This window comes from Brevundimonas sp. AVps7, from assembly GCF_058681545.1.
The window spans coordinates 1,666,491-1,688,007 of record NZ_CM178742.1 but is presented as its reverse complement, the minus strand read 5'-3'; the positions used below and the strand labels follow the sequence as shown (position 1 = coordinate 1,688,007).

Annotated in this window: 26 protein-coding genes and 4 tRNA genes; 24 read left to right on the top strand and 6 right to left on the bottom strand. The window is 67.4% G+C overall.

Features of this window, described 5'->3' with window-relative positions; all coding sequences use genetic code 11:
- Positions 1-70: 70 nt before the first annotated feature.
- Complete coding sequence (locus ACW17Y_RS08340; protein WP_492035264.1) at positions 71-550, bottom strand: outer membrane protein assembly factor BamE; 480 nt, start codon at positions 548-550, stop codon at positions 71-73.
- 91 nt (positions 551-641) lie between these two features.
- Here ACW17Y_RS08340 and ACW17Y_RS08335 point away from each other — a divergent pair, with 91 nt between their 5' ends.
- The 7 genes from ACW17Y_RS08335 (at position 642) to ACW17Y_RS08305 (ending at position 4,818) form a co-directional block, all read left to right on the top strand.
- Positions 642-1,181, top strand: a complete 540-nt coding sequence (locus ACW17Y_RS08335) for a ubiquinol-cytochrome C chaperone family protein (protein ID WP_492035263.1) — start codon at positions 642-644, stop codon at positions 1,179-1,181.
- Positions 1,178-1,702 (top strand): YceD family protein, encoded by a 525-nt coding sequence (locus ACW17Y_RS08330; protein WP_492035262.1) that lies wholly within the window; start codon positions 1,178-1,180, stop codon positions 1,700-1,702. The genes ACW17Y_RS08335 and ACW17Y_RS08330 overlap by 4 nt, the downstream gene beginning before the upstream one ends.
- Before the next feature lie 128 nt (positions 1,703-1,830).
- Positions 1,831-2,874 (top strand): phosphate acyltransferase PlsX, encoded by a 1,044-nt coding sequence (gene plsX / locus ACW17Y_RS08325; RefSeq protein ID WP_492038266.1) that lies wholly within the window; start codon positions 1,831-1,833, stop codon positions 2,872-2,874.
- The gene (locus ACW17Y_RS08320; RefSeq protein WP_492035261.1) at positions 2,871-3,848 is read left to right on the top strand and encodes a beta-ketoacyl-ACP synthase III; all 978 of its coding nucleotides are present in this window, start codon (positions 2,871-2,873) and stop codon (positions 3,846-3,848) included. The genes plsX and ACW17Y_RS08320 overlap by 4 nt, the downstream gene beginning before the upstream one ends.
- A 92-nt stretch (positions 3,849-3,940) precedes the next feature.
- The gene (locus tag ACW17Y_RS08315) at positions 3,941-4,234 is read left to right on the top strand and encodes an integration host factor subunit alpha (RefSeq protein WP_428152634.1); all 294 of its coding nucleotides are present in this window, start codon (positions 3,941-3,943) and stop codon (positions 4,232-4,234) included.
- Positions 4,234-4,668 (top strand): MerR family transcriptional regulator, encoded by a 435-nt coding sequence (locus ACW17Y_RS08310; RefSeq protein WP_492035260.1) that lies wholly within the window; start codon positions 4,234-4,236, stop codon positions 4,666-4,668. Before ACW17Y_RS08315 ends, ACW17Y_RS08310 begins: the two co-directional genes overlap by 1 nt.
- 73 nt (positions 4,669-4,741) lie before the next feature.
- Positions 4,742-4,818: transfer RNA gene (locus ACW17Y_RS08305), tRNA-Pro, on the top strand.
- Positions 4,819-4,909: 91 nt separating this feature from the next.
- Here the strand turns inward: ACW17Y_RS08305 and ACW17Y_RS08300 are convergent.
- Positions 4,910-5,146 carry a DUF2842 domain-containing protein gene (locus tag ACW17Y_RS08300; RefSeq protein WP_492035259.1) on the bottom strand — a complete coding sequence of 79 codons (237 nt, stop codon included), beginning with the start codon at positions 5,144-5,146 and terminating at the stop codon, positions 4,910-4,912.
- On the bottom strand, positions 5,146-5,400 hold the full coding sequence (locus ACW17Y_RS08295) for a transglycosylase (RefSeq protein ID WP_492038265.1): 255 nt from the start codon (positions 5,398-5,400) through the stop codon (positions 5,146-5,148). The genes ACW17Y_RS08300 and ACW17Y_RS08295 overlap by 1 nt, the downstream gene beginning before the upstream one ends.
- Before the next feature lie 144 nt (positions 5,401-5,544).
- On the opposite strand from ACW17Y_RS08295, the gene ACW17Y_RS08290 reads away from it, so the two are divergent.
- The 5 genes from ACW17Y_RS08290 to msrB all read left to right on the top strand — a co-directional run bounded on the left by ACW17Y_RS08290 (position 5,545) and on the right by msrB (position 9,592).
- A complete protein-coding gene (locus ACW17Y_RS08290; protein WP_492035258.1) occupies positions 5,545-6,636 on the top strand; it encodes a COX15/CtaA family protein in 1,092 nt (363 codons plus the stop codon).
- A gap of 184 nt (positions 6,637-6,820) precedes the next feature.
- Entirely contained in the window at positions 6,821-7,297 is a 477-nt protein-coding gene (gene rplM / locus ACW17Y_RS08285) for a 50S ribosomal protein L13 (protein WP_428149223.1), read from the top strand.
- 2 nt (positions 7,298-7,299) lie between these two features.
- Positions 7,300-7,800, top strand: coding sequence for a 30S ribosomal protein S9 (rpsI, locus tag ACW17Y_RS08280; RefSeq protein WP_492035257.1), 501 nt, complete (start codon positions 7,300-7,302; stop codon positions 7,798-7,800).
- Between the two features lie 78 nt (positions 7,801-7,878).
- Positions 7,879-8,817, top strand: coding sequence for an N-acetyl-gamma-glutamyl-phosphate reductase (argC, locus tag ACW17Y_RS08275; RefSeq protein WP_492035256.1), 939 nt, complete (start codon positions 7,879-7,881; stop codon positions 8,815-8,817).
- A gap of 271 nt (positions 8,818-9,088) precedes the next feature.
- A complete protein-coding gene (msrB, locus tag ACW17Y_RS08270) occupies positions 9,089-9,592 on the top strand; it encodes a peptide-methionine (R)-S-oxide reductase MsrB (RefSeq protein ID WP_492035255.1) in 504 nt (167 codons plus the stop codon).
- Here the strand turns inward: msrB and ACW17Y_RS08265 are convergent.
- A complete protein-coding gene (locus ACW17Y_RS08265; protein WP_492035254.1) occupies positions 9,589-9,966 on the bottom strand; it encodes a hypothetical protein in 378 nt (125 codons plus the stop codon). The genes msrB and ACW17Y_RS08265 overlap by 4 nt on opposite strands.
- Positions 9,963-11,945: a class I poly(R)-hydroxyalkanoic acid synthase gene (gene phaC, locus ACW17Y_RS08260; RefSeq protein ID WP_492035253.1), complete on the bottom strand. Its 1,983-nt coding sequence runs from the start codon at positions 11,943-11,945 to the stop codon at positions 9,963-9,965. The genes ACW17Y_RS08265 and phaC overlap by 4 nt, the downstream gene beginning before the upstream one ends.
- Positions 11,946-12,044: 99 nt before the next feature.
- On the opposite strand from phaC, the gene ACW17Y_RS08255 reads away from it, so the two are divergent.
- From ACW17Y_RS08255 to ACW17Y_RS08210, 10 genes are all read left to right on the top strand, one after another.
- Positions 12,045-12,485, top strand: a complete 441-nt coding sequence (locus ACW17Y_RS08255) for a hypothetical protein (RefSeq protein ID WP_492035252.1) — start codon at positions 12,045-12,047, stop codon at positions 12,483-12,485.
- Positions 12,486-12,548: 63 nt separating this feature from the next.
- A complete protein-coding gene (gene glpX / locus ACW17Y_RS08250) occupies positions 12,549-13,505 on the top strand; it encodes a class II fructose-bisphosphatase (protein ID WP_492035251.1) in 957 nt (318 codons plus the stop codon).
- Positions 13,505-15,322 (top strand): single-stranded-DNA-specific exonuclease RecJ, encoded by a 1,818-nt coding sequence (gene recJ / locus ACW17Y_RS08245; RefSeq protein ID WP_492035250.1) that lies wholly within the window; start codon positions 13,505-13,507, stop codon positions 15,320-15,322. The genes glpX and recJ overlap by 1 nt, the downstream gene beginning before the upstream one ends.
- Before the next feature lie 60 nt (positions 15,323-15,382).
- Positions 15,383-15,457, top strand: a tRNA-Glu gene (locus tag ACW17Y_RS08240).
- Between the two features lie 219 nt (positions 15,458-15,676).
- On the top strand, positions 15,677-16,240 hold the full coding sequence (locus tag ACW17Y_RS08235; protein WP_492035249.1) for a cold-shock protein: 564 nt from the start codon (positions 15,677-15,679) through the stop codon (positions 16,238-16,240).
- Positions 16,241-16,287: 47 nt separating this feature from the next.
- Positions 16,288-16,740 carry a DUF192 domain-containing protein gene (locus ACW17Y_RS08230; RefSeq protein ID WP_492035248.1) on the top strand — a complete coding sequence of 151 codons (453 nt, stop codon included), beginning with the start codon at positions 16,288-16,290 and terminating at the stop codon, positions 16,738-16,740.
- 49 nt (positions 16,741-16,789) lie between these two features.
- Positions 16,790-16,866 (top strand) — tRNA-Pro (locus ACW17Y_RS08225).
- A gap of 69 nt (positions 16,867-16,935) precedes the next feature.
- The gene (locus ACW17Y_RS08220) at positions 16,936-17,241 is read left to right on the top strand and encodes an ETC complex I subunit (RefSeq protein ID WP_492035247.1); all 306 of its coding nucleotides are present in this window, start codon (positions 16,936-16,938) and stop codon (positions 17,239-17,241) included.
- 149 nt (positions 17,242-17,390) lie between these two features.
- Positions 17,391-17,467: transfer RNA gene (locus tag ACW17Y_RS08215), tRNA-Arg, on the top strand.
- A gap of 24 nt (positions 17,468-17,491) precedes the next feature.
- Positions 17,492-17,752 (top strand): hypothetical protein, encoded by a 261-nt coding sequence (locus ACW17Y_RS08210; RefSeq protein ID WP_492035246.1) that lies wholly within the window; start codon positions 17,492-17,494, stop codon positions 17,750-17,752.
- Here ACW17Y_RS08210 and metC read toward each other — a convergent pair.
- Positions 17,749-18,921 (bottom strand): cystathionine beta-lyase, encoded by a 1,173-nt coding sequence (metC, locus tag ACW17Y_RS08205; RefSeq protein WP_492035245.1) that lies wholly within the window; start codon positions 18,919-18,921, stop codon positions 17,749-17,751. The genes ACW17Y_RS08210 and metC overlap by 4 nt on opposite strands.
- Before the next feature lie 106 nt (positions 18,922-19,027).
- Here metC and ACW17Y_RS08200 point away from each other — a divergent pair, with 106 nt between their 5' ends.
- Complete coding sequence (locus ACW17Y_RS08200; protein WP_492035244.1) at positions 19,028-20,140, top strand: amino acid ABC transporter substrate-binding protein; 1,113 nt, start codon at positions 19,028-19,030, stop codon at positions 20,138-20,140.
- Positions 20,141-20,187: 47 nt separating this feature from the next.
- On the top strand, positions 20,188-21,516 hold the full coding sequence (locus tag ACW17Y_RS08195) for a dicarboxylate/amino acid:cation symporter (RefSeq protein ID WP_492035243.1): 1,329 nt from the start codon (positions 20,188-20,190) through the stop codon (positions 21,514-21,516).
- Position 21,517 lies beyond the last annotated feature (1 nt).

The window sequence follows — 21,517 nt, the reverse complement described above, 5'->3', positions numbered from 1 at the left end:
CGAAAGAGGCCCCGGAGAGCGATCTCCGGGGCCTTTGTTTTTCAATCATCCCCCCGTTGGGGGAGGCGTATCAGTCCGGGCGGCGCTGGCCGGGGACGTCTTCGTCCGTGCGGGGCAGCTGGCCGCGGCCGACGTTGCCGAGCAGCTGTTCCAGGATGGTCAGCTCGCGACCGCGGGTCGGGGTCTCGCGACGCTCCATGGCGATCTGCTGGCCGTCTTCGAGGTTGAGGTTGCGGACCTCGGTGACCTTGTCGTCGGTCTCGCTGAAGGTGATGGCGGTGACGCTGCGCTGGGACACCTGCGGGCGATTGTAGGTGTAACGCTCCGTCGTCTGGGAGATGTAATACCAGATGTTGTCCTCGAAGGTCGAAACCGCCGAGGGCGAACCGAGCTGGGCCAGAACGGTGGACTTGGTGTCCGTACCCGTGACGATGTTCTTGGGATCGACGTCGATGACCTGGAAGCCGTGGTTGCCCACGACGGGCGCGCAGGCGACCGCCAGGGGCGCGAGGGCGGCCAGAACGGCAAGACGAACGACGATCTTATTCATGGAGACGGGCGCCTGGGACGAAACAAGGTCTTTGACCTAACCGGACCCGACGCCTAGTTCAACGGCGCGGCGGAAAAGGGGCCGTATACCGATGCTGAAGAACCTGTTCCGAACCCGATCCGCCGAACGCATGGGGCTGCCGTTGTATACGGCCGCCGTCGCGCAGGCCCGCGATCCGGGATTCTATACCGCCCTGGGCGTGACCGACGAGATCGACGCCCGGTTCGAGCTCTACACATTGCATGTGCTGCTGCTGATCCTGCGCCTGCGCGACGAGACGGGCGTCGAGGCGGAACGCGGCGCCGAGGCGGCGCAGAACCTGTTCGACGTCTATGTCTCCGCCCTCGACAACGCGCTGCGGGAGCTGGGCGTGAATGACGTGACCATGGCCAAGAAGATGCGGCGTCTGGGCGAGGCCCTGTACGGCCGGATGACCGCCTATGAGACGGCGCTGCGGGTCGGCGATGCGGCCGGACTGTCCGACGGACTGGCGCGCAACGTCTACGCGACCGAAGACGCCGGACGGGCGGGCGGGCTGGCGGCCTATGCCCTGACGGCGCGCGGGGTGCTGGCGAAACAATCGATCGACACGGTGCTGACCGCGCCGGTCTGGCCGGAGGTGAAGGCATGAATCCCGAGCATCGTCTGCCCTTCAGCGAAATCGTCCGCATCAACGAGATCGGCGCAGGCCTCGAACGGCATCTGGTTCCGGACGACGCGGCCAAGGCCCGGATCATAAAGGCGCTGGACCTGGCCTCCCTGTCGGCGTTCGAGGCCGATGTTAAGGTCGCGCCCGGCCGCGTGGGCTGGACCCTGACGGGCAGGGTCACGGCCACGCTGGAGCAGGTCTGCGGCATCACCCTGGATCCGCTGCCGGTCGAGATCGATGAGCGATTCTCTGTCGATCTGGTCGAGGCGGCCGAGCCCGAGCCGGACGAGATCGAGGTCACGATCGACGACGACGCGCCCGACGTGATCGAAGACGGGCGAATCGATCTCGGTCAGTACGCCGTCGAACAGCTGGCCCTGACGCTGGACCCGTTCCCGCGGAAGCCGGGCGCGGAATTCGTGCAGCCGGAGGAGCCCGCTGAAATCTCGCCATTCGCGGTCCTGAAAGCGTTTAAACCGAAAGACGACGGCGGGAAATCTTGACGTAGCGTCGGCGCCGTTTGCATACGCGCGGCGCGGCGGTATCCTGTCAGCAGCAGAACGCGTCGCAACGTCGGCGCACCGGAGTTTCCGACCCCTTGCCAACCCCCACACTTATTTCGCTCGATGCCATGGGCGGCGACCATGGCCCGCCCGTCGTCGTCGGCGGCATCCGCGACTACATCCGCCGGCATGGCGGCGAGGGGGTCACCTTCCTGCTGCACGGGGATGAGCAGGCGATCGTCGCGGAACTGGCGAAGTTCAACCTGACGTCCGAAGTCTGCGACATTCGTCATACCGACAAGAAGATCGCCTCAGACGAAAAACCGGCCCAGGCGATGCGGCGCGGCAAGGGCTCCAGCCTGTGGAACGCCATCGAAGCGGTGAAGTCTGGCGAGGCCGGGGCGATCGTTTCCGCCGGCAACACCGGCGCCCTGATGGCCATCTCCAAGCTGATCCTGCGCATGTCCGCCCCGGGTCTGGAGCGGCCTGCGATCGTGGCAAGCTGGCCGACGCTGCGCGGCGTCACGGCGGTTCTGGACGTCGGCGCCAATATCGAGAGCGACGCCGAACAGCTGGTCGAGTTCGCCATCATGGGCGAGGCCTTCCACACCGCCGTCCATGGCGTGGCCAGACCCACCATCGGCATCCTGAACGTCGGTTCGGAAGACATGAAGGGCCACGAGGAGGTGCGCGAGGCGGCGCGGATCCTGCGTGAAGGCGGTCTGGGCCTGAACTATCACGGCTTCGTCGAGGGCGACGACATCGCCAAGGGCACGGTCGACGTGGTCGTCACCGACGGCTTCACCGGCAATATCGCCCTGAAGACCGCCGAGGGCGTGGCCCGCTTCATCTCCAGCCTGTTGAAAGAGGCCCTGACCTCGAGCCTGCAGGCCAAGATGGGCGCCTTGATCGCCATGCCGGCGCTGAAGGCCATGGGCCAGAAGATCGATCCGAGCGCCATCAACGGCGGCCCGCTGCTGGGGCTGAACGGCATCGTGGTGAAGAGCCACGGCGGCGCCGACGCCAAGGGATTCGGCAACGCCATTCGCATCGCTGTCGATCTGGCCCGCAGTGACTATATGCAGACCGTCGGCGCCAACCTGGGTCGACTGGACGACGTCATGCACGCCCCCGCGGCCCCCCAATCCCAGTCTCAAGAGAGCGTTTCGTGAGCGTTATCCGTAGCGCCGTCACCGGCGTCGGCTCCTATCTGCCGGAACAGGTCGTGACCAATGCCGACCTGGCGGAGTTCGTCGACACATCCGACGAATGGATCATCGAGCGCACGGGCATCCGCCAGCGCCACAGGGCGCGCGACGACCAGCCGACGAGCGACCTCGCGGCCGAGGCGGCGAAGCGGGCGCTCGCCGACGCCGGCAAGACCGCCGCCGACGTCGACATGATCATCGTCGCCACGACGACCCCCGACATGACCTTCCCGGCGACCGCCTCGATCGTGCAGCGCAAGATCGGCGCGCCGGTCTGTATCGCCTTCGACGTCCAGGCTGTCTGCTCGGGCTTCGTCTATGCGCTGAGCGTCGCCGACGGCTTCGTCGCGCGCGGACTGGCGAAATGCGCCCTGGTCATCGGCGCCGAGGAGATGACCCGGCTGATGGACTGGACCGACCGCACGACCTGCGTCCTGTTCGGCGACGGCGCGGGCGCCATCGTGGTCGAGCCGCGCGAAGGGCAGGGGACCTCGGCCGATCAGGGCCTGCTGGGCTTCGCCCTGCGCTCGGACGGGACCAAGACCGATCTCCTCTATGTCGACGGCGGTCCGTCGAGCACCGGAACCGTCGGGCATCTGCGCATGGCCGGCAATCAGGTGTTCCGTCACGCCGTGGTGAACATCGCCGAGGCGATCACCGCCGCCTGCGCCGCCTCCAACATCACCGTGCCCGAGGTCGACTGGTTCGTGCCGCACCAGGCCAACCAGAGAATCATCAAGGGCGTGGGCGACCGGCTGGGGCTGGACGAGCACAAGGTGATCTCCACGGTCGCCATGCACGCCAACACCTCGGCCGCCTCGATCCCGCTGGCGCTGGACGCCGCCATTCGTGACGGGAGGATCAAGAGGGGAGATCTGGTGCTTCTGGAGGCCATGGGCGGCGGCCTGACCTGGGGCGCCTGCGCCTTCCGATTGTAACTTCGGGCTACAGCGGCGCGCTGGCCTTTGACTTCGCCCGCTTTTCGCCTTCTATGGTATGTCGGGATCAAAGGGGACGAACCTTGGGCGAACTGCAAACCTTGACCCGCGCGGACCTGTGCGAGGCTGTCCACGAAGAGGTCGGCCTGTCGCGACAGGAATGCTCCAGCATGGTCGAGCGGACTCTGGAACTCATCGTCGAGAGCCTTGAGCGCGGCGAGACGGTCAAATTGTCCGGATTCGGCGTCTTCCAGGTCCGTGAGAAGCGCGCGCGCATGGGCCGCAACCCCAAGACGGGCGAGCCGGCCGCGATCAACCCTCGCCGCGTCATCAGCTTCCGCGCCTCCCAGATCATGAAGTCCCGCGTCCACGGCGCCGGCGCCTGATGGCCAAGGGCCCCGACGCCTTCCGGACGATTTCGGAGGCCGCCGAGGCTGTTGGCGCGCCGCAGCATGTGCTGCGGTTCTGGGAAACCAAGTTTCCGTTCGTCGCCCCGGTGAAGCGCGCGGGCGGCCGGCGATTCTATCGCCCGCAGGACATCGTGGTGCTGAAGGCTATCCGTCGGCTGCTGCACGACGAGGGCCTGACCATCAAGGGCGTACAGCGTCTGCACAAGGAGCAGGGGCTGGCGCGTCTGGCCGCCTACGGCGATGCCGGCGCCGGTTTCAGCATGGACGCCGATGCGGGCGCTGCGCGCGCGTCTGCGCCGCCGAGCGAAGCGGCCGCACCGGCCTCGGGGGGATCCGAAAGCGAGCTGCGGGCGATTCTGGCCAATCTGGAGGGCGCCCGCGCGCGTCTCGACGCCGTTCTGGCGGGCTGAAACCGGCCATTGAAGGCCGGTTGCGTTTTCTCGTTTGCGGCGACGCGAACCCCCCGCTATAGGACCGGCCTCTCGGAGCGTGGCGCAGCCTGGTAGCGCACTTGACTGGGGGTCAAGGGGTCGCAGGTTCGAATCCTGTCGCTCCGACCATCTTCCTTTTCAGGAAAATGTGTCGGCTAAAGAGGGGTCGCTTTCGAGCGGCCCCTTTTTGGGTTTCAGGGCGCGACCGCTCGCGAAGCGATCACTCGCTGCCTGAGCGCGAGCCCTGCCGCTTTTTCAGGAACGGCTTGCCCTCGGCCCAGGACATCAACGGCAGCAGCGGCACGCCCCACAGCGTCCCGGCCAACCCGTAGAACGCCAACGTCGCGACTGGATGATCCGGCACATGGGCCCCGATGGCGATGACCAGCCAGACGTAGACGCCCAGAAAGATGACGATCCCGACGGAGGCGATCGCCCGACGCGCTCGCAGCCCCATCAGCGGGTGTTCCGGAACAGATAGTAGGTGACCAGACCCAGGATCGACCCGGCGCCCGACCACAGCACCCAGCGAAACTCGTCCATCGTCGAGGCCCCGAACACCCGCACGGCAAGGAACCATCCGCAGGCCGCGCCCGTGAAGGCCACCAGGGAGGCGGCGAACAGACCCCGTCGCCCGGTCAGCAGATCAGCGACCCAGGCCAGGACGAAGGCGCCCACGATGGCGACGACGATGTCGGCGTATTCCAGCACTGATTCCAAAAGGGCAGACTCCAGGCGGGCCGGGTTGCGACCTCGCGTCATGACTTCAGACTTTGATCTCGCCACGATCGAAGGGCATACCGCCCCGGTCGCCCCGATTAGCGACACTGTATCCGTTGGAGCGTCAGGCGTCGAATGAGCCGTTTCAGAAGTCGGGACCAGTCGAAAGCCGTCGCCATCTGGCTGTTCGTCTGCGCCGCCATGGTGTTCGCCATGGTGGTCATCGGGGGGATCACCCGGCTGACGGGCTCGGGCCTGTCGATCACCGAATGGAAGCCGATCATGGGCGCCTTGCCGCCGATGACCGCCGCCGACTGGGCCGAGGCCTTCGACAAGTACAAGGCCATCCCCCAGTACGCACAGGTCAACGCCGGCATGAGCCTGTCGGAGTTCCAGGGCATCTTCTGGTGGGAATGGCTGCACCGGCTGTTCGGACGGCTGATCGGCGCCGCCTTCGCCCTCCCGTTCTTCGCCTTCCTGGCCTTCCGTCTGCTGCCGGAACGGTCGTTCCTGGGTCGCATGGCCATTCCGACGCGCCTGATCTGGCGTTGCGCCATCCTTCTGGCTCTCGGCGGCCTGCAGGGACTGATCGGCTGGTGGATGGTGTCGTCGGGCCTGTCCGAGCGGGTCGACGTCGCCCCCGAGCGGTTGGCGACCCACCTGGGGCTGGCCCTCATCATTTTCGCCGGCCTGATCTGGACGGCCCTCGAGGCCTGGTCGGGCGAGGAACATTCGCGCTCCCCGGCCGGGTGGAGCCGGGGCGCCGCTATCCTGCTGGGCGCGATCTTCGTTCAGTGCCTGCTGGGCGGGCTCGTCGCCGGGGCCAAGGCGGGCTTCATCTACACCGACTGGCCGCTGATGAACGGCGACATTCTTGCGCCCGTCGACTGGGGTCTGGGCGGGCTGGCCTTCCTGCACGACCACGCCCTGGTCCAGTTCAATCACCGCATCTTCGCCTATGGCCTGCTGATCGGCGGGACCCTCTACGCCGTCCAGGCCTGGCGCTGGCGGCTGGCCGAGGGGCTCGGCGTTTCGGCCTTCGTGGTGGCGGGCGCCCTGTGGCTGCAGGCTGCGCTGGGGATCGTGACCCTGATCCACGCCGTGCCGATGTGGCTCGGCGGTCTGCACCAGGCGGGGGCGGCGGTTGTTCTGGCGCTGGCGACGGCCAATCTCTGGCTGGTCCGGCGCTCCCAACCCCGGCTTTTCATGTCCGGTCCGCGCCGATAGGGGTTCAAATCGTGCGGTATTTTAATACCGTTACAGGAAAGTCGTGCCAGAACAGTGATGTAGGCCACTTTGCGCACTGAAGTCGGCATTGACGCCTGTGGACGTTTCCCCTACTAGCGCGCCTTCGCTCGCTTCGGCCCGTCCGGAGCGACCCCGTTTCGCCTCCTATTTCAGGAACCACCTCATGCTGAAGAGCACCACGGCTGCCTTGAAGCCGTCCGAGGTCGAGAGGAAGTGGATCCACATCGACGCTGAAGGCGTCGTCGTGGGCCGTCTCGCGACCTTCATCGCCATGCGCCTGCGCGGCAAGCACCTGCCGACCTACACCCCGCACGTTGACTCGGGCGACTATGTCGTCGTGACCAACGTCGACAAGGTCGTGTTCACCGGCAAGAAGCTGACCGACAAGGTCTACTATCGCCACACCGGCCACCCGGGCGGCGTCAAGTCGACGACCCCGCAGAAGGTCCTGAACGGCCGCTTCCCCGAGCGCGTGCTCGAAAAGGCCGTCGAGCGCATGATGCCGAAGGAAAGCCCGCTGGCTCGCGGTCAGATGACCCACCTGCGCCTGTTCGCCGGCTCGGCCCACGAGCACGACGCCCAGCAGCCCGAGACCATCGACTTCGCCGGCCGCTCGGCCAAGAACACCCGGAGCATCTGAGCATGACCGACGTCACTCAAGAAACCGCGACCGGCTTCGACGCCCTGAAGGGCCTCGGCGTTTCGGACAACGGCTACGACAACTCCGCTCCGGTCTACGTCCGCAAGGTCGACGCCCAGGGCCGCGCCTATTCGACCGGCAAGCGCAAGAACGCGATCGCCCGCGTCTGGGTTATGCCCGGCACCGGCAAGTTCACCATCAACGGCAAGGATCAGCTGCAGTATTTCGCCCGCGAAATCCTGCGCATGATGATCGCCCAGCCGCTGGTCGTCTGCGGTCGCGAGACCGAGTTCGACGTGGTCTGCACGGTCGAGGGTTCGGGTCTGTCCGGCCAGGCCGGCGCCATCCGCCACGGCCTGTCGCACGCCCTGACGCACTTTGAACCGGCCCTGCGCCCGGTCCTGAAGCCGCACGGCTTCCTGACCCGCGACAGCCGCGTGGTCGAGCGCAAGAAGTACGGCCGCGCCAAGGCCCGCCGTTCGTTCCAGTTCTCGAAGCGCTAAGCCGTTTCGCGAAAGCGATTACGAAACGGGGCGCTTCGGGAAACCGGAGCGCCCTTTTTCTTTGGTCGGGAGACACCCATGACCCACACCATCTTCATCGACGGCGAGGCCGGGACCACAGGGCTGGAGATCCGGCAGCGGCTGGAAGGCCGGGCGGACCTGGAGTTCATCTCCCTGACCGGCGACCGGCGCAAGGACCCGGCCGCGCGCGCCGAGGCGCTGAACGCCGCCGACGCCGTGATCCTGTGCCTGCCCGACGAGGCGGCGAAGGAAGCCGTGGCCATGATCGAGAACACGACGACGCGGGTCATCGACGCCTCGACCGCCTTCCGCGTCGCCACGGGCTGGACCTATGGCTTCGCCGAGATGGACGCCGTCCAGCGCGGCGAGATCTGCGGGTCACGCCGGGTGTCGAACCCGGGCTGCTATCCGACCGGCTTCATCGGCCTGGTGCGCCCACTGGTGAGGGCCGGCCTCGTGCCCGCCGACTGGCCGGTAACGGTCAACGCGGTCAGCGGCTACTCTGGCGGCGGCAAGTCCATGATCGCCGAGTTCGAGCAGGGCGGCACGACCGACACCTACCGCGCCTATGGCCTGTCCCTGCAGCACAAACATGTGCCGGAAATGACCAAACATTCCGGCCTGAAGCACGACGTCCTGTTCGCCCCGGCCGTCGGCGCCTGGCGCCAGGGCATGCTGGTCGAGGTGCCGCTGCAGCTCGCGGCCCTGCCGGAGACGCCGTCGATCGATCGCCTGCACGGCGCCCTGGTCGAGGCCTATGACGGCTGCCGCTTCGTCGAGGTCGCCGGGCTCGACGAGACCGCAGCGATGACGGGTCTGGATCCCGAGGGCCTGAACGGCACCAACAGCATGCGGCTGCATGTCTTCGGCAACCGCGACGGGTCGCAGGCGCGGCTGGTCGCCCTGCTGGACAACCTCGGCAAGGGCGCGTCGGGCGCGGCGGTGCAGAACCTGAACCTGATGCTGGGTCTGGACGAGGCGACGGGGCTGAGCTGATCCGCCTTCCCCTCTTTCGTCATCCTCCGGCGTAGCGAAGCGGAGACCGGGGGAACCAGCGGCGCGCGAGAGCGCGAACCTGTCGCGTACACGACGCTTCCAACATCGCGTCTGAACAGATCGCCTTCGGCGCCTCCCCCGGTCCGATCTTCGATCGGCCGAAGGATGACGAAGGGTCCCCCGGTCTGCGCCGCAAGAGCGGCTTGCCGGAGGATGACGAAAGGAAGGGGTGGCTTGAAACCTCGCCCCGTCTCCCGACGTATACAGGACCATGACCCACGCCCTCACGACCTCCCGCCGGACCCTGTTGCTCGGCGCCGCCGCGACCGCCCTGGCCTCCTGCACGTCAAGCGAGGCCGACGCCTCGGAGGCCCGGTACGCCAACTCGCCGTTCCGCCGGATCACCGACGCCCAGTGGCGTCAGCGTCTTCCCGGCATCAGCTACGATGTCCTGCGCCACGAAGGCACGGAACGTCCCTACACCAGCCCGCTGAACGACGAGCACCGCACAGGGACATTCGTCTGCCGGGGTTGCGAGCTGCCGCTGTTCCAGTCGCGGACCAAGTTCGACAGCGGCACCGGCTGGCCCAGTTTCTACGCGCCGATCAACGGCGCTCTGGGCACCAAGCAGGACTTCGCCATCGGCTTTCCGCGCACCGAGTATCATTGCGCCCGCTGCCTGGGGCACCAGGGCCATGTGTTCGACGACGGCCCGCGCCCGACGGGCAAACGCTATTGCAACAACGGGGTGTCGTTGATCTTCAGGCCTGCCTAGACGCTGCGTCGGGCCTTCAGGGCGGATTCGACCGTCACCCCGGCCATGACCGAGGCGATGATGATCAGCAGGCCGTAGTCGTGGCCGGTCCAGATCAGCGGAACGCCCGCGAACAGGATGACCAGCATCGGAAAGCCGCCGGCCCAGGCGGCTGTGGCCGGGGTGTCGAGGTTGATCATCGGCGGCGTCACCCGACCCGTCCGCCCCGCCATCATGCCGTTGCCGATGACGAAGGCGACGACGCAGATCACGGCGATGACCGGGTATTTGATCGCCCCGCCGGGCGCGCCGAACACCGTGGCGGTCGTGATCAGCAGGATCAGGGCGATCAGGGTCGAGACGGCCAGCAGGAGGTTGGGCTCAAGACGCTTCAAGACTTCACTTTCACATAGGAGCCGGGGGCCGGCTCGATGGGCTTCAGCGGCCCCTTGTTGGGATTACGCGCGGGAATCATGTCGCCCGACTTGTCGGCCAGCCAGGCGGCCCAGTGATTCCACCAGCTGCCGGGATGCTCGACGGCGCCCGCCTGCCATTCGGCCAGCGAGCCCGGCAGGGCGTCGTTGGTCCAGTGCTGGTATTTGTTGGCGCTCGGCGGATTGATGACCCCGGCGATATGGCCGGAGCCCGCCAGTGTCAGGGTGACGGCCGCGTTCGAGAAGGCTCTGGCCGAGCGATAGACCGAGTTCATCGGCGCGATGTGGTCCTCGCGGCTGGCCTGGAAGTAGAGAGGGATCGTCACCTTCGACAGGTCCACCTTGACCCCGCCGATCGTGAACCCGCCCGTGCTCAGCAGGTTCTGGCCGTACATGGACCGCAGATAGTCCAGATGCAGCTTCTTGGGCATGCGGGTCTGGTCGGCGTTCCAGAACAGCAGGTCGAAGGCTGCCGGCGACTTGCCCATCAGATAGTTGGACACGAAGAATGACCAGATCAGGTCGTTGGCCCGCAGGGCGTTGAACGTCTCCGCCATCGCCGCGCCGGGCAGGACGCCGCCCGCTGCGTCCATCTGCTGCTCGACCTCGTTCAGCCAGTGCTCGTCGGTGAACAGCAACAGATCGCCGGCCTCGGCGAAGTCGTGCTGGGCGGCGAAGAAGGTGGTGGCGGCGACGCGGGTGTCCTTCTTCTCGGCCATATGCGCCAGCGCGGCGCCCATCAGGGTCCCGCCGATGCAGTAGCCGACGGTGTTCACGGTCTTCGAGCCTGTCTGCTCCAGCGTCTTCTCGACCGCGCGATAGATCCCCTTCTCGAGGTACTCGTCGAAGCCGAACCCGGCCTTGTCCTTGTCCGGATTGACCCAGGAACAGACGAAGACGGTGAACCCCTGGGCCGACAGCCAGCGGATCAGCGAGTTCTCCGGCTGCAGGTCCATGATGTAGAATTTGTTGATCCACGGCGGGAAGATCAGCAGCGGGACGGCGTGCTGTTTCTCTGTCGCGGCATCGAACTGGATCAGTTCGAACAGTTCGTCGCGCCAGACGACCTGGCCGGGGGCGGTGGCGACGTTCTCGCCGACGACGAACTTGCCGTAGTCAGCCTGGCTGATCTTCAGCTTGCCCATGCCGCGCTCGAGGTCGGCGGCGAAGTTCTGCATCCCCTTCACCAGCGATTCGCCGTTGGTGTCGGCCATCGCCTTCAGGGCGGCGGGGTTGGAGGCGAGGAAGTTCGAAGGCGAGAAGGCGTCGGTCAGCAGTTTGGTGAAGAATTCGGCCCGGCGCTTGGTGCGCGGATCGACGTCCTCGACCGACGAGACCAGCCCGTTCATCCAGTCGGAGGTGGCCAGATAGGACTGGCGCATCATGTCGAACATCGGGTTTTCGGACCAGGCCGGGTCCTTGAACCGCTTGTCCTTCGAGGGGGCTGGGGCCTCTTCGCCCGCCGCGCGGCGCGTCGAGGTGGCCCACAGGTCCATGTAGCGGTTGAACAGATCGGCCTGTGCCGCGAACAGCTTGTCCGGGCGAGACGCCAGGCTGGTCATCACCGAGTTCATCGCCGGGCCGACGTTGAACGGGTCCGCCGACAGGGCGGAGGGGCGATCCGCCTGCGACAGGGCCGCCTCGGCGATCGCCGACTGGGCCGTCATCGCCGCCCTGGCGAGGTTCAGCGACAGGGCTTCCAGCATTTCGCGCTGGTCGGCGCCCGGGAAGGCGAACGGATTGTCGGCAGGGGGCGGCGGCGCGGCCTGAGGCGTGGCGGCCCTTGGCTCTGCCAAGGGGGCGGCTTCCGCGACGACAGGCTCGCTCTCGGTCTTTTTCGCCTTGGGCGCGCGTGGCCTGGCGGAGGTCGGGCGGCCGGACTTGCGAGGGGCCTTGGCGGCCTCCAGTGGCTCGGGCGGTGTCCTGGGGGTCTTGGCCATGGGTATCCGCGCGCCTCCGCTGTGACGTCGGACGTATGCTCCGCCCTTCCGCCTGTCACGATCATGGCTTAGACCGGACCCGAAATGAACGCGTGTCTGGTGAAAAAGATATCCGGCGGCCTGTTGCTCGCCTCGATCCTGACGGGACTGGGCGGATGCGCGACCGCGTTCGACCCCCAGACGGACGAGGCCTCGCCTGTCGCGCCGCGCGTTCAGGCCCTGGTTGACGCCAATCGCACCTATCCGCGCTGGGAAGACTTCCCGCGCTCGACCGATCCCCTGCCGGAGCCGGTCGAGGTGGCGTCGCGCGTGAACAGTCTGAGAGGCAGCGGCACGGACCTGGCCGCAGAAGCCGCTCGGATCGACTGGCAGCTCGGCGATCCCGTCGCCTTCGCCACCGAGGTCAACAGCCGCGTCGACGCCCAGGCCATCGCCCCCGTCACCGCCGAGACCCAGGCGGAAGTCGAGGCCTTCGCCGCCCGCACGCGACAGCGCGGCGCGGCCCCGCCGCCCGTCGATCGGGGCCCGGCGCCCCGCTGATTATCGTCCCTATCGCCCGGTCCAGAGAATCCGGGGATCATCTCTCCTCAGGAGCATTTCGACATGGCTGACACGGCCCCCTTCGCCTCGACCCTCGCTGCAGACGCCGCCATGGTCACCGAACTGGCCGCCATCGCGTCCTGGGCCCAGATCGGCCGCGGCGACGAGAAACACGCGGACCAGCTGGCGGTCGACGCCATGCGCACGGCGCTGAACAGCCTCGACATCGACGGCAAGATCGTCATCGGCGAGGGCGAGCGCGACGAAGCCCCGATGCTCTACATCGGCGAGAAGGTCGGCACCGGCAAAGGCCCCAAGATCGACATCGCGCTCGATCCGCTGGAAGGCACCACCCTGACGGCCAAGGCCATGGCCAACGCCCTGACGGTGCTGTCGATGTCGGCCGGCGGAGGCATGCTGCACGCGCCCGACACCTATATGGACAAGATCGCCATCGGGCCTGGCTATGCGCCGGGCACCGTCGATCTGGACATGAAGCCGGGCGACAACGTCCGCTCCCTGGCCTCGGCCAAGGGTGTGCGGCCCGAGGACATCACGGTCTGCGTCATGGACCGGCCGCGCCACGAGGCCCTGATCGCGGCCCTGCGCGAGGTCGGCGCCCGGGTCATGCTGATCACCGACGGCGACGTGGCCGGGGTGATCCACACGGCCGAGCCCGAGACGGGCATCGACCTCTACCTTGGTTCGGGCGGCGCGCCCGAGGGCGTGCTGGCCGCCTCGGCGCTGAAATGCGTCGGCGGCCATTTCCAGGGCCGCCTGCTGTTCCGCAACGACGACGAGCGGGCCCGCGCCCAGCGCACCGGCGTCACCGACTTCGACCGCAAATACGACCTGCACGAACTGGTGTCGAAGGATGCCGTCTTCGCCGCCACCGGCGTGACCAAGGGAGCCATGCTGGACGGCGTCCAGATGGGCAGTGGCTTCGTCACCACCCATACGCTGGTGATGGACTCCTCGACCCGCACGGTGCGGCGCATCCGCACCACGCGCCCCCTCTGATGGCGGACGGCGCCCCGGCATCGGATCTGACGCCGGGGTTTCTTGATGTCTCGCGCTCGCTGTCCGGGCGGGCGTGGCGCCAGCGTCCGGCCGAGACCTCGGTGATCCGCGCCCACATGCAGGGCCTGGGTCTGTCCGAACCGCTGGCCCGGGCGCTCGCGGCGCGGGGTGTGGCGGCGGATGCCGGCGCGGACTTCCTCGAACCGACGCTGAAGCGGCTCTTCCCCAATCCGTCGTCCTTCATGGACATGGATGCGGCGGCCGGAGCCATCGTCGCGTCGATCCAGGCCGGTGAGGCGATCCACGTCTTCGCCGACTACGACGTCGACGGCGCCTCCAGCGCGGCCCTGCTGGTGCGCTGGTTCCGGGCCTTGGGCGCGGACCTGCCCATCTATGTCCCCGACCGTCTGACCGAGGGCTACGGTCCCAGCCCGCTGGCCTTCGACCGGCTGAAGGCATCGGGCGCCGATCTGGTCATTACGGTGGATTGCGGCGCTGCGGCCAACGAGGCCATCGCCCACGCCTGCGGCATCGGGTTGAAGGTCGTGGTCATTGACCACCACATGATGCGCGAGGAGCCGCCCCAGTGTCTGGCGGTCGTCAATCCGAACCGGCCGGGCGACACGTCGGGGCAAGGCAATCTGGCGGCGGCCGGAGTGGTCTTCGTCCTGCTCGCCGCCCTGAACCGCGAGGCGCGCAAACAGGGCCTGTTCGCCGAGCGGGCAGAGCCGGACATCCGTCAGTGGCTCGATCTCGCGGCGCTCGGCGCCATTTGCGACGTGACGGGCCTGATCGGCTTCAACCGCGCCCTGACGGGGTTGGGCCTGAAAGTCATGTCGAGCTGGGGCAATCCGGGGCTGAAGGCCCTGCTGGCCGTCGCAGGCAGTGAACCCGGCCCGGCCAAATCGAATCACGCCGGCTTCATCCTGGGTCCGCGCATCAACGCTGGCGGCCGAATCGGCCGGGCCGATCTCGGCGCCCGCCTGCTCTCGACCGACGATCCGCTGGAAGCCCAGGCGCTGGCCGAAGAACTGGACGCGCTGAACATCGCCCGCCGCGAGGTCGAGCGCGAGGTCACCGAGACCGCCACCCGCCGTGTCGAGGCCACCGGACAGCACGCCGACGGCTCGGCCGTGGTCGTCGTCTCCGGCGAGGACTGGCACCCCGGCGTCGTCGGCATCGTCGCCGGCCGTCTGCGCGAGCGGTGGCGCAAGCCGGTCATCGTCATCGGCGTCGACGCCGTCGGCAAGGTCGGCAAGGGCTCGGGCCGTTCCCAGCCCGGCATGAACCTGGGCCGCGCGATACAGGCGGCCTGGCGCGACGGCCTGCTGCTGGCCGGGGGAGGGCACGCCATGGCGGCCGGTCTGACGATCAGGCCCGACGGCATTGACGCCCTTCGAGACTTCCTCAACGTCGCCATGGCCGATGAACAGGTCGATGCGGAGGCCCTGGACTGGGTCGAGGTCGACGCCCTGATCGAAGCCGGCGCGGCCTCGCGCGCCCTGTTCGAGGATTTCGAGCGCCTCGCCCCCTTCGGTCCCGCCAACCCCGAGCCCCTGTTTGCCCTGCACGGCGTTCAGGCCCGCGAGCCGGTGCAGATGAACGGCGGTCATGTGCGTTGCCGTCTCGTCGGGGCCGACGGCGCCTCGGTGAAGGCCATCGCCTGGCGCTGCGCCGACCTGCCGACCGGCCGTGCGTTGCTGGCGGGGCAGGGCGGGCTGAACGTCGTGGGTCGTCTGAAGGCGGACGACTGGAACGGTCGCAAGGGCGTGCAGTTCGAGATCGAGGACATCGCCGATCCGCGGATGGCGACTTAAGTCGAAACGGCGCTTGCGCCCTCCGAGAGGGTTGGCTATATCGCCGCTTCCCCGCGCAGCGGTCCCTTCGTCTATCGGTTAGGACGTCAGGTTTTCAACCTGAAAAGAGGGGTTCGACTCCCCTAGGGACTGCCACGCGGGGCATTCCATCTCATCGTCATTCTTCGACCGCCTTCGCCCCGGCGATGCGCAGGATCGTGCTTTCGAGGTGTGATCTCGGCACGGCCGCACGCGAGTTCGTTGCACGTTCCGGCCCCAAGGCGGTTGAAACCGGCGTTTTTCGATTTTCCCGGGTTCACAGAACCGTGTTAAACATGAGCCGTTCGCAGGGAGTGTGCGGACGGGGGGCTTGAAGTGTCTGACTACGAGGGGCTGGACGCGACGGACACGGTCCGGATCGCCGGCCGAGTAAAATGGTTCGATGCCGGTAAGGGCTACGGCTTTATCGTGCCCGACGACCCCGGCCAGACCGAGGCCAAGGATGTCCTGCTGCACATCAGCAGCCTGCGCGACGGCGGCTGGGAATCGGCCGGCGAGGGCGCCCCCATCGAATGCGACTGTGCGCGCCGTCCCAAGGGCTGGCAGGTGGTTCAGGTCCATGACCTGGGCGAAGGCCAGGTCGAAGCCCCGGTGCGACGGTCCGGCTATGAGGGACTGAGGGCCGATACCCGGGCGATCCGCGAGCCGGTCGACGTCGAGACGTCCGGGGTGCTCGAGGCCGCGACCGTGAAGTGGTTCAATCGCACCAAGGGCTACGGTTTCGTGGTGCGCGCGACCGATCCGGGGGATATCTTCGTCCATATCGAGACCCTGCGTCGCTGCGGACTGGACGATCTGGTCCCTGGCGAGACAGTGGCGGTGCGGTTCGCCGAAGGCCCCAAGGGGCTGGTGGTCGCGGAAATCAGACCGGGCGACTGAAAGGTCGCCCTGAAAGGGCGGTCATGCTGTCGAGGCGTCTTCTCACTATGGGAACCCTGGCCCTGGGCCTGGCCCTTTCGGCCTGCGCCGGATCCTCCGCGCCGGTGGACGAGGCGGGAAATCCACTCGAGGAACTGAAGATCGTCACGGCTTCGGGCGAGCATGTCTTCCTGGTCGAGATCGCCGACGACGATCCTGAACGCGCCCGCGGCCTGATGTACCGCCCGCCGCTGGCCGACGACCGCGGCATGCTGTTCCAGTTCCCGGCCCCGGCCGAACAGGCCTTCTGGATGCAGAATACACCCAGTTCGCTCGACATCCTCTATATCGACCCGACCGGCTCGATCGTCTCGATCGCCCACCACACGACGCCCTATTCGGAAGCCCCCATCCCCTCGAACGGCGCCGCCAACGGCGTTCTGGAGCTCAGGGCCGGGCGGGCGGAAGAGATCGGCGCCAAGGCCGGCGACAAGGTCATCCACCCCTTCTTCCGCCCCTGACGCCATTCTTGCGTTGCACCACGGCGCGGTTGCTGGCAGACCCCTCCGCCGGAGTGTAGCGCAGCCTGGTAGCGCATCTGGTTTGGGACCAGAGGGTCGGAGGTTCGAATCCTCTCACTCCGACCATATCCTTGGTGGCTATCGCTCGGCGCGCGGCGCCTCGCTCCTTGAGCCACGGATTTTGTGAGACCGACCATGCTGGCCCGCATCTATCGCCCCGCAAAGACCGCCATGCAGTCGGGCAAGGCCAAGTCGAAGGACTGGCGGCTGGACTTTGAGCCGGCCTCGGCGCGCACCATCGATCCGCTGATGGGCTGGACCAGTTCTTCCGACATGAACGGCCAGGTGCGTCTGGCGTTCGAAACGAAGGAAGACGCCGTCGCCTACGCCGAACGCCATGGCATTCCGTTCCGTCTGCATGAGCCGCAGGAGCCGCCGGTGATCCTGAAGGCCTATGCCGACAACTTCGCCACCGCCCGCAAACAGCCCTGGACGCATTGAGCGGGCGGCTACCGCTCGCGCCACGGGCGTGCGCTGCCTGAGCCGCATATTTTTTGGCTACCGCTCGCGCCACGGGCGCTCGCTGCTTGAGTCCCATTCTTTTTGGCTATCGCTCGCGACGCGGTCGCTTGCTACTTGAGCCAAACGCGGCGCCCATAGCTCAACCGGATAGAGCACCCGCCTTCTAAGCGGGATGTTGCAGGTTCGAGTCCTGCTGGGCGCGCCATCTCCACCAGCAAGGGACATCCGCATGGCCGAAATCCGCAATCAGGTTCTCGAAGGCCGTCAGCTTCTGGACGGAAACACCTTCATCGACTGCGAATTCAGGAACGCCCAACTGGTGTTCAAGGGCGTGGAACAGCCCGGTTTCGCCAACTGCAAATTCACCCAAAGCCGCTTCGTGTTCGAGGACAATGCGGCTGTGACGGTGAACCTGTTGCGCGGCATGCTGCGGCCCGAGACCGGCATGCGCTCCTTCGTCACCGGCATGATGCCCGAGATCGGCGGCTAGACGAGGGCCGCCCGCCAGGCGGCCAGACCGACCTCGAGATCGTCGATCAGGTCGGTCGGATCTTCCAGCCCGACATGCAGCCGCAGCAACGGCCCCTCCAGCAATGGCGGCGCCTCGCGGAACGCCATCTGCGGCGTCTCGAACGTGATCAGGCTCTCGAACCCGCCCCAGGAATAGCCGAGGCCGAAGAGGCTGAGAGAATCCAGGAAGGCGTGGGCGGACTTTGCGTCGCCGCCCTTCATCACCACCCCGAACAGGGACGCGGCGCCGCTGAAGTCACGCGCCCACAGCGCATGACCCGGATCGTCGGCCAGGGCGGGGTGCAGCACGCGCGAGACCTCTGGGCGGCCAGCCAGCCATTCGGTCACCTGCATCATCGACCGCGCCTGTTCGCTATAGCGAAGGGGCAGGGTGCGCAGGCCTCGGAGCGCCAGCCAGGCGTCGTCCGGCGAGACGCACAGGCCGATGTCCTCATGGGTGTCGGCAATGGCTTTGATGACTGAGGCGTCGCTCGCACAGACCGCCCCCAGCATCAGGTCCGAATGGCCGCCGACGTATTTGGTCAGGGCCTGAACGCTGACATCCACCCCATGAGCCAGCGGCCTGAACGCCAGTCCGGCCGCCCAGGTGTTATCCATGACGGTCAAGACCCCGCGCGCCCTGGCGGCGGCCGCAAGGGCGGGCACGTCGATCATCTCGAACGTCAGCGACCCGGGCGATTCGATCAGGACCACCCGCGTGCGGTCGGAGATCATCGCGGCGACCTCTTCCGCGGATGCCTCTGAAGGGTGGAAGCGGGCCGTGACGCCGCGCGTGGCCATGTAGCGGGTCACGAACCTTCGGACCGGTCCGTAGACGGCGTCCGTGGTCAGGACCTCGTCGCCGGGCCGCGTGAGGGCCATCAGCGGCAGGGTCACGGCGGCCAGCCCCGACGGCGCCAGCCAGCAGCCCTTCGCACCCTCCAGATCGGCGATGGCGCGTCGCAGCGCGTCCTGCGACGCCGTCCCGTCGATGCCGTAGAGGGGCCCCAGGCTGGCGTCGCGCATGTCGCCGACGGCGTCCGACAACAGGGTCGAGGCGCGTTCGATCGGCGGATTGACCGGACGGCGTCCGCCCCCGCGCCGGGTCGCCGACGCGATCAGCCGGGTGCGGTCGGAAAGCGGATCCATGGTGGCCTCGACGGGTTGCGAACGACGCCCCAAAGGCCTCTAAAGCAGCGGGGGCGCAAGGGGTCGCGACGGGCGAGTCGTGACGACAGCGAACGCGGGACAGACCATGGGCGAACGAGCCGGGGCTTTCTGGATGCGACTGGCGGGCCTCGCGGGCCTGACCCTTCTGGCCGCCTGCGGTCGCGGCGAGCGCGAGACCGACGCGCCGACAATCGAGCCGACGACCGGCGCGACCCAGACCGCGTCCGCGCCGGTCGAAAGCCCGACTCTCGCCGCCATCAAGCGGCGTGGACGGCTGAACTGCGGCGTGAATCAAGGTCTGGTCGGCTTCGCCTACACCGACAATCGGGGAGAGTGGCGCGGCTTCGACGTGGACTTTTGTCGCGGTCTGGCGGCGGCCATTTTCGGCAATCCGGATGCTGTGCGTTTCGTGCCCCTGACGGCCGAGAACCGGTTCCAGGCCCTGGCGGACGGACGGATCGACGTCCTGTGGCGCAACACCTCCTGGACCATGGAGCGCGATTCCAGCGGCCAGCTCGCATTCGCCGGGGTCAACTACTACGACGGCCAGGGCTTCCTGGTCCGCCGTTCCCTGGACCTCAACAGCGCGTCGGAGCTGAACGGCGCCCGGGTCTGCGTCCAGGCGGGATCCACCAGCGCCCTGAACGCAGAGGACTATTTCCGCAGCCGGGGCATCGACTATCGGGCCGTGGTCCTGCCGACCGAAGAGGCCGCGCGTCAGGCCTACAGCCGTGAGACCTGCGACGCCTTCAGCGCCGATGTCTCCGCCCTGGCAGCGGCGCGCACGACCCTGGCCGACCCGCAGCAGCATGTGGTGCTGTCAGACGTGATCTCGAAGGAGCCTTTGGGCCCGGTCACGCGACGCGGCGACGAGCAATGGACCGCCGTCGTCCGCTGGACCCTCAACGCCCTGATCCTCGCCGAGGAACTGGGTGTGACCCAGGCCAATGTCGAGGACCGGACCGAGAACGCCCGCGAGCCCCAGGTCCGCCGTCTGCTGGGCGCGGACGGTGATTTCGGGCCCCGTCTGGGCCTGTCGAAGACCTGGGCGGCAGATGCGGTCGAGGGCGTGGGCAACTACGGCGAAATCTTCGAGCGGAACCTCGGTTCGCAATCGCCTCTCGACCTGGCCCGCGGGTTGAATGCACAATGGAACGCTCGACCGGGCGGCCTGATCTACGGCCTGCCGGTCCGATAATGATCTGGCGCGAACGCGGGAACGCGGTCGGCGCCTTCGGGGGACGAATGGATACGACGAAGAAGGGCGGCATTCCGCTCCACTGGCTCATGCTCTTTGGCTTCGTGATCGGGCTGGGGGCGGGGCTGTACGTCAATCAGTACGTCGGCCCCGACGTCTGGTGGGTCCAGTGGGTGACGTCCAACATCACCGGTCCGGCGGGGCAGATCTTCCTGCGCCTGCTGTTCATGCTGGTGATTCCGTTGCTCTTCTCCGCCCTCGTCGTCGGCGTGGCCGAGATGGGCGACCTGAAGTCTCTGGGCCGGGCAGGCACCAAGACCCTGCTCCTCACCGTTCTGGTGTCGGGCATCGCGGTGCTGATCGGCCTCGGCATGGTCAACTATTTCCGCCCCGGCGACGGCGTCGATCCGGTTCTGGCCCAGCGGCTGCTGGCCCAGGGAGCCGAGGGCGCCCAGGCCATCGTCGAGAAGGCGCCGGAAGGCGTCCAGTTCGGCACCTTCTTCCTCGACCTGATCCCGTCGAACGTCTTCACGGCGGCGTCCGAGAACCAGATCCTGCCGATCATGATCTTCGCCCTGCTGTTCGGCATCGGCCTGGTCATGGCGAAGAGCCCCAACACCGACAAGCTCCAGAACGTCATCGAGGGCATCCTCGAAGTCACGATGAAGCTCATCAATCTCGTGATCAAACTGGCGCCGATCGCCATCGCCTGCCTGATGTTCAACCTGGCCGCCCTGTTCGGCTGGGACCTGATGGTGCGGCTGGCGGCCTATGTCGGCGTGGCCGTGGGCGCGATGGCGATCCACATGTTCGTCGTCTATCCGCTGGTCGTCTGGATCGGCGGTCGCATGAACCCCATCACCTTCTTCAAGGGCGTGCAGCGCCCGATGATCGTGGCCTTCTCGACCGCTTCGTCCAACGCCTCCCTGCCGGTCTCGCTGAAGGCCGCCGAGGAAGAACTGAAGCTGCCGCGCAAGATCGCCCGTTTCGTCCTGACCGTCGGCGCCACCGCCAACCAGAACGGCACCGCCCTGTTCGAAGGCGTCACAGTGCTGTTCCTGGCCCAGTTCTTCCAGATCGAGCTGTCGCTGACCCAGCAGATCGTCGTGATGCTGGTCTGCATCCTCGGCGGGGTGGGTACGGCGGGCGTGCCGGCGGGCTCCCTGCCGGTCATCGCCATGATCCTGGTGATGGTGGGCGTTCCGGCCGAAGGCATCGGCCTGATCCTGGGCGTCGACCGCTTCCTCGACATGTGCCGGACCGTGCTGAACGTGACGGGAGACCTGGTGCTGGCCACCGTCGTCTCGCGCGGCGAGAAGGACGATCCGGTTGCGCCCGAGCCCGAGGCGCCGCCGACCGTGGCGTCCGTCGCCTGAT

Coding starts and splice junctions, on each gene's coding strand:
- glpX (WP_492035251.1), top strand. CDS start 12,549: ATGGCTGACACGGCCCCCTTCGCCTCGACCCTCGCTGCAGACGCCGCC.
- phaC (WP_492035253.1), bottom strand. CDS start 11,945: ATGGCCAAGACCCCCAGGACACCGCCCGAGCCACTGGAGGCCGCCAAG.
- ACW17Y_RS08220 (WP_492035247.1), top strand. CDS start 16,936: ATGCTGGCCCGCATCTATCGCCCCGCAAAGACCGCCATGCAGTCGGGC.
- argC (WP_492035256.1), top strand. CDS start 7,879: ATGACCCACACCATCTTCATCGACGGCGAGGCCGGGACCACAGGGCTG.
- ACW17Y_RS08300 (WP_492035259.1), bottom strand. CDS start 5,146: ATGGGGCTGCGAGCGCGTCGGGCGATCGCCTCCGTCGGGATCGTCATC.
- ACW17Y_RS08330 (WP_492035262.1), top strand. CDS start 1,178: ATGAATCCCGAGCATCGTCTGCCCTTCAGCGAAATCGTCCGCATCAAC.
- recJ (WP_492035250.1), top strand. CDS start 13,505: ATGGCGGACGGCGCCCCGGCATCGGATCTGACGCCGGGGTTTCTTGAT.
- ACW17Y_RS08200 (WP_492035244.1), top strand. CDS start 19,028: ATGGGCGAACGAGCCGGGGCTTTCTGGATGCGACTGGCGGGCCTCGCG.
- rpsI (WP_492035257.1), top strand. CDS start 7,300: ATGACCGACGTCACTCAAGAAACCGCGACCGGCTTCGACGCCCTGAAG.
- ACW17Y_RS08335 (WP_492035263.1), top strand. CDS start 642: ATGCTGAAGAACCTGTTCCGAACCCGATCCGCCGAACGCATGGGGCTG.
- rplM (WP_428149223.1), top strand. CDS start 6,821: ATGCTGAAGAGCACCACGGCTGCCTTGAAGCCGTCCGAGGTCGAGAGG.
- msrB (WP_492035255.1), top strand. CDS start 9,089: ATGACCCACGCCCTCACGACCTCCCGCCGGACCCTGTTGCTCGGCGCC.
- plsX (WP_492038266.1), top strand. CDS start 1,831: ATGGGCGGCGACCATGGCCCGCCCGTCGTCGTCGGCGGCATCCGCGAC.
- ACW17Y_RS08230 (WP_492035248.1), top strand. CDS start 16,288: ATGGGAACCCTGGCCCTGGGCCTGGCCCTTTCGGCCTGCGCCGGATCC.
- ACW17Y_RS08340 (WP_492035264.1), bottom strand. CDS start 550: ATGAATAAGATCGTCGTTCGTCTTGCCGTTCTGGCCGCCCTCGCGCCC.
- ACW17Y_RS08210 (WP_492035246.1), top strand. CDS start 17,492: ATGGCCGAAATCCGCAATCAGGTTCTCGAAGGCCGTCAGCTTCTGGAC.
- ACW17Y_RS08310 (WP_492035260.1), top strand. CDS start 4,234: ATGGCCAAGGGCCCCGACGCCTTCCGGACGATTTCGGAGGCCGCCGAG.
- ACW17Y_RS08195 (WP_492035243.1), top strand. CDS start 20,188: ATGGATACGACGAAGAAGGGCGGCATTCCGCTCCACTGGCTCATGCTC.
- metC (WP_492035245.1), bottom strand. CDS start 18,921: ATGGATCCGCTTTCCGACCGCACCCGGCTGATCGCGTCGGCGACCCGG.
- ACW17Y_RS08290 (WP_492035258.1), top strand. CDS start 5,545: ATGAGCCGTTTCAGAAGTCGGGACCAGTCGAAAGCCGTCGCCATCTGG.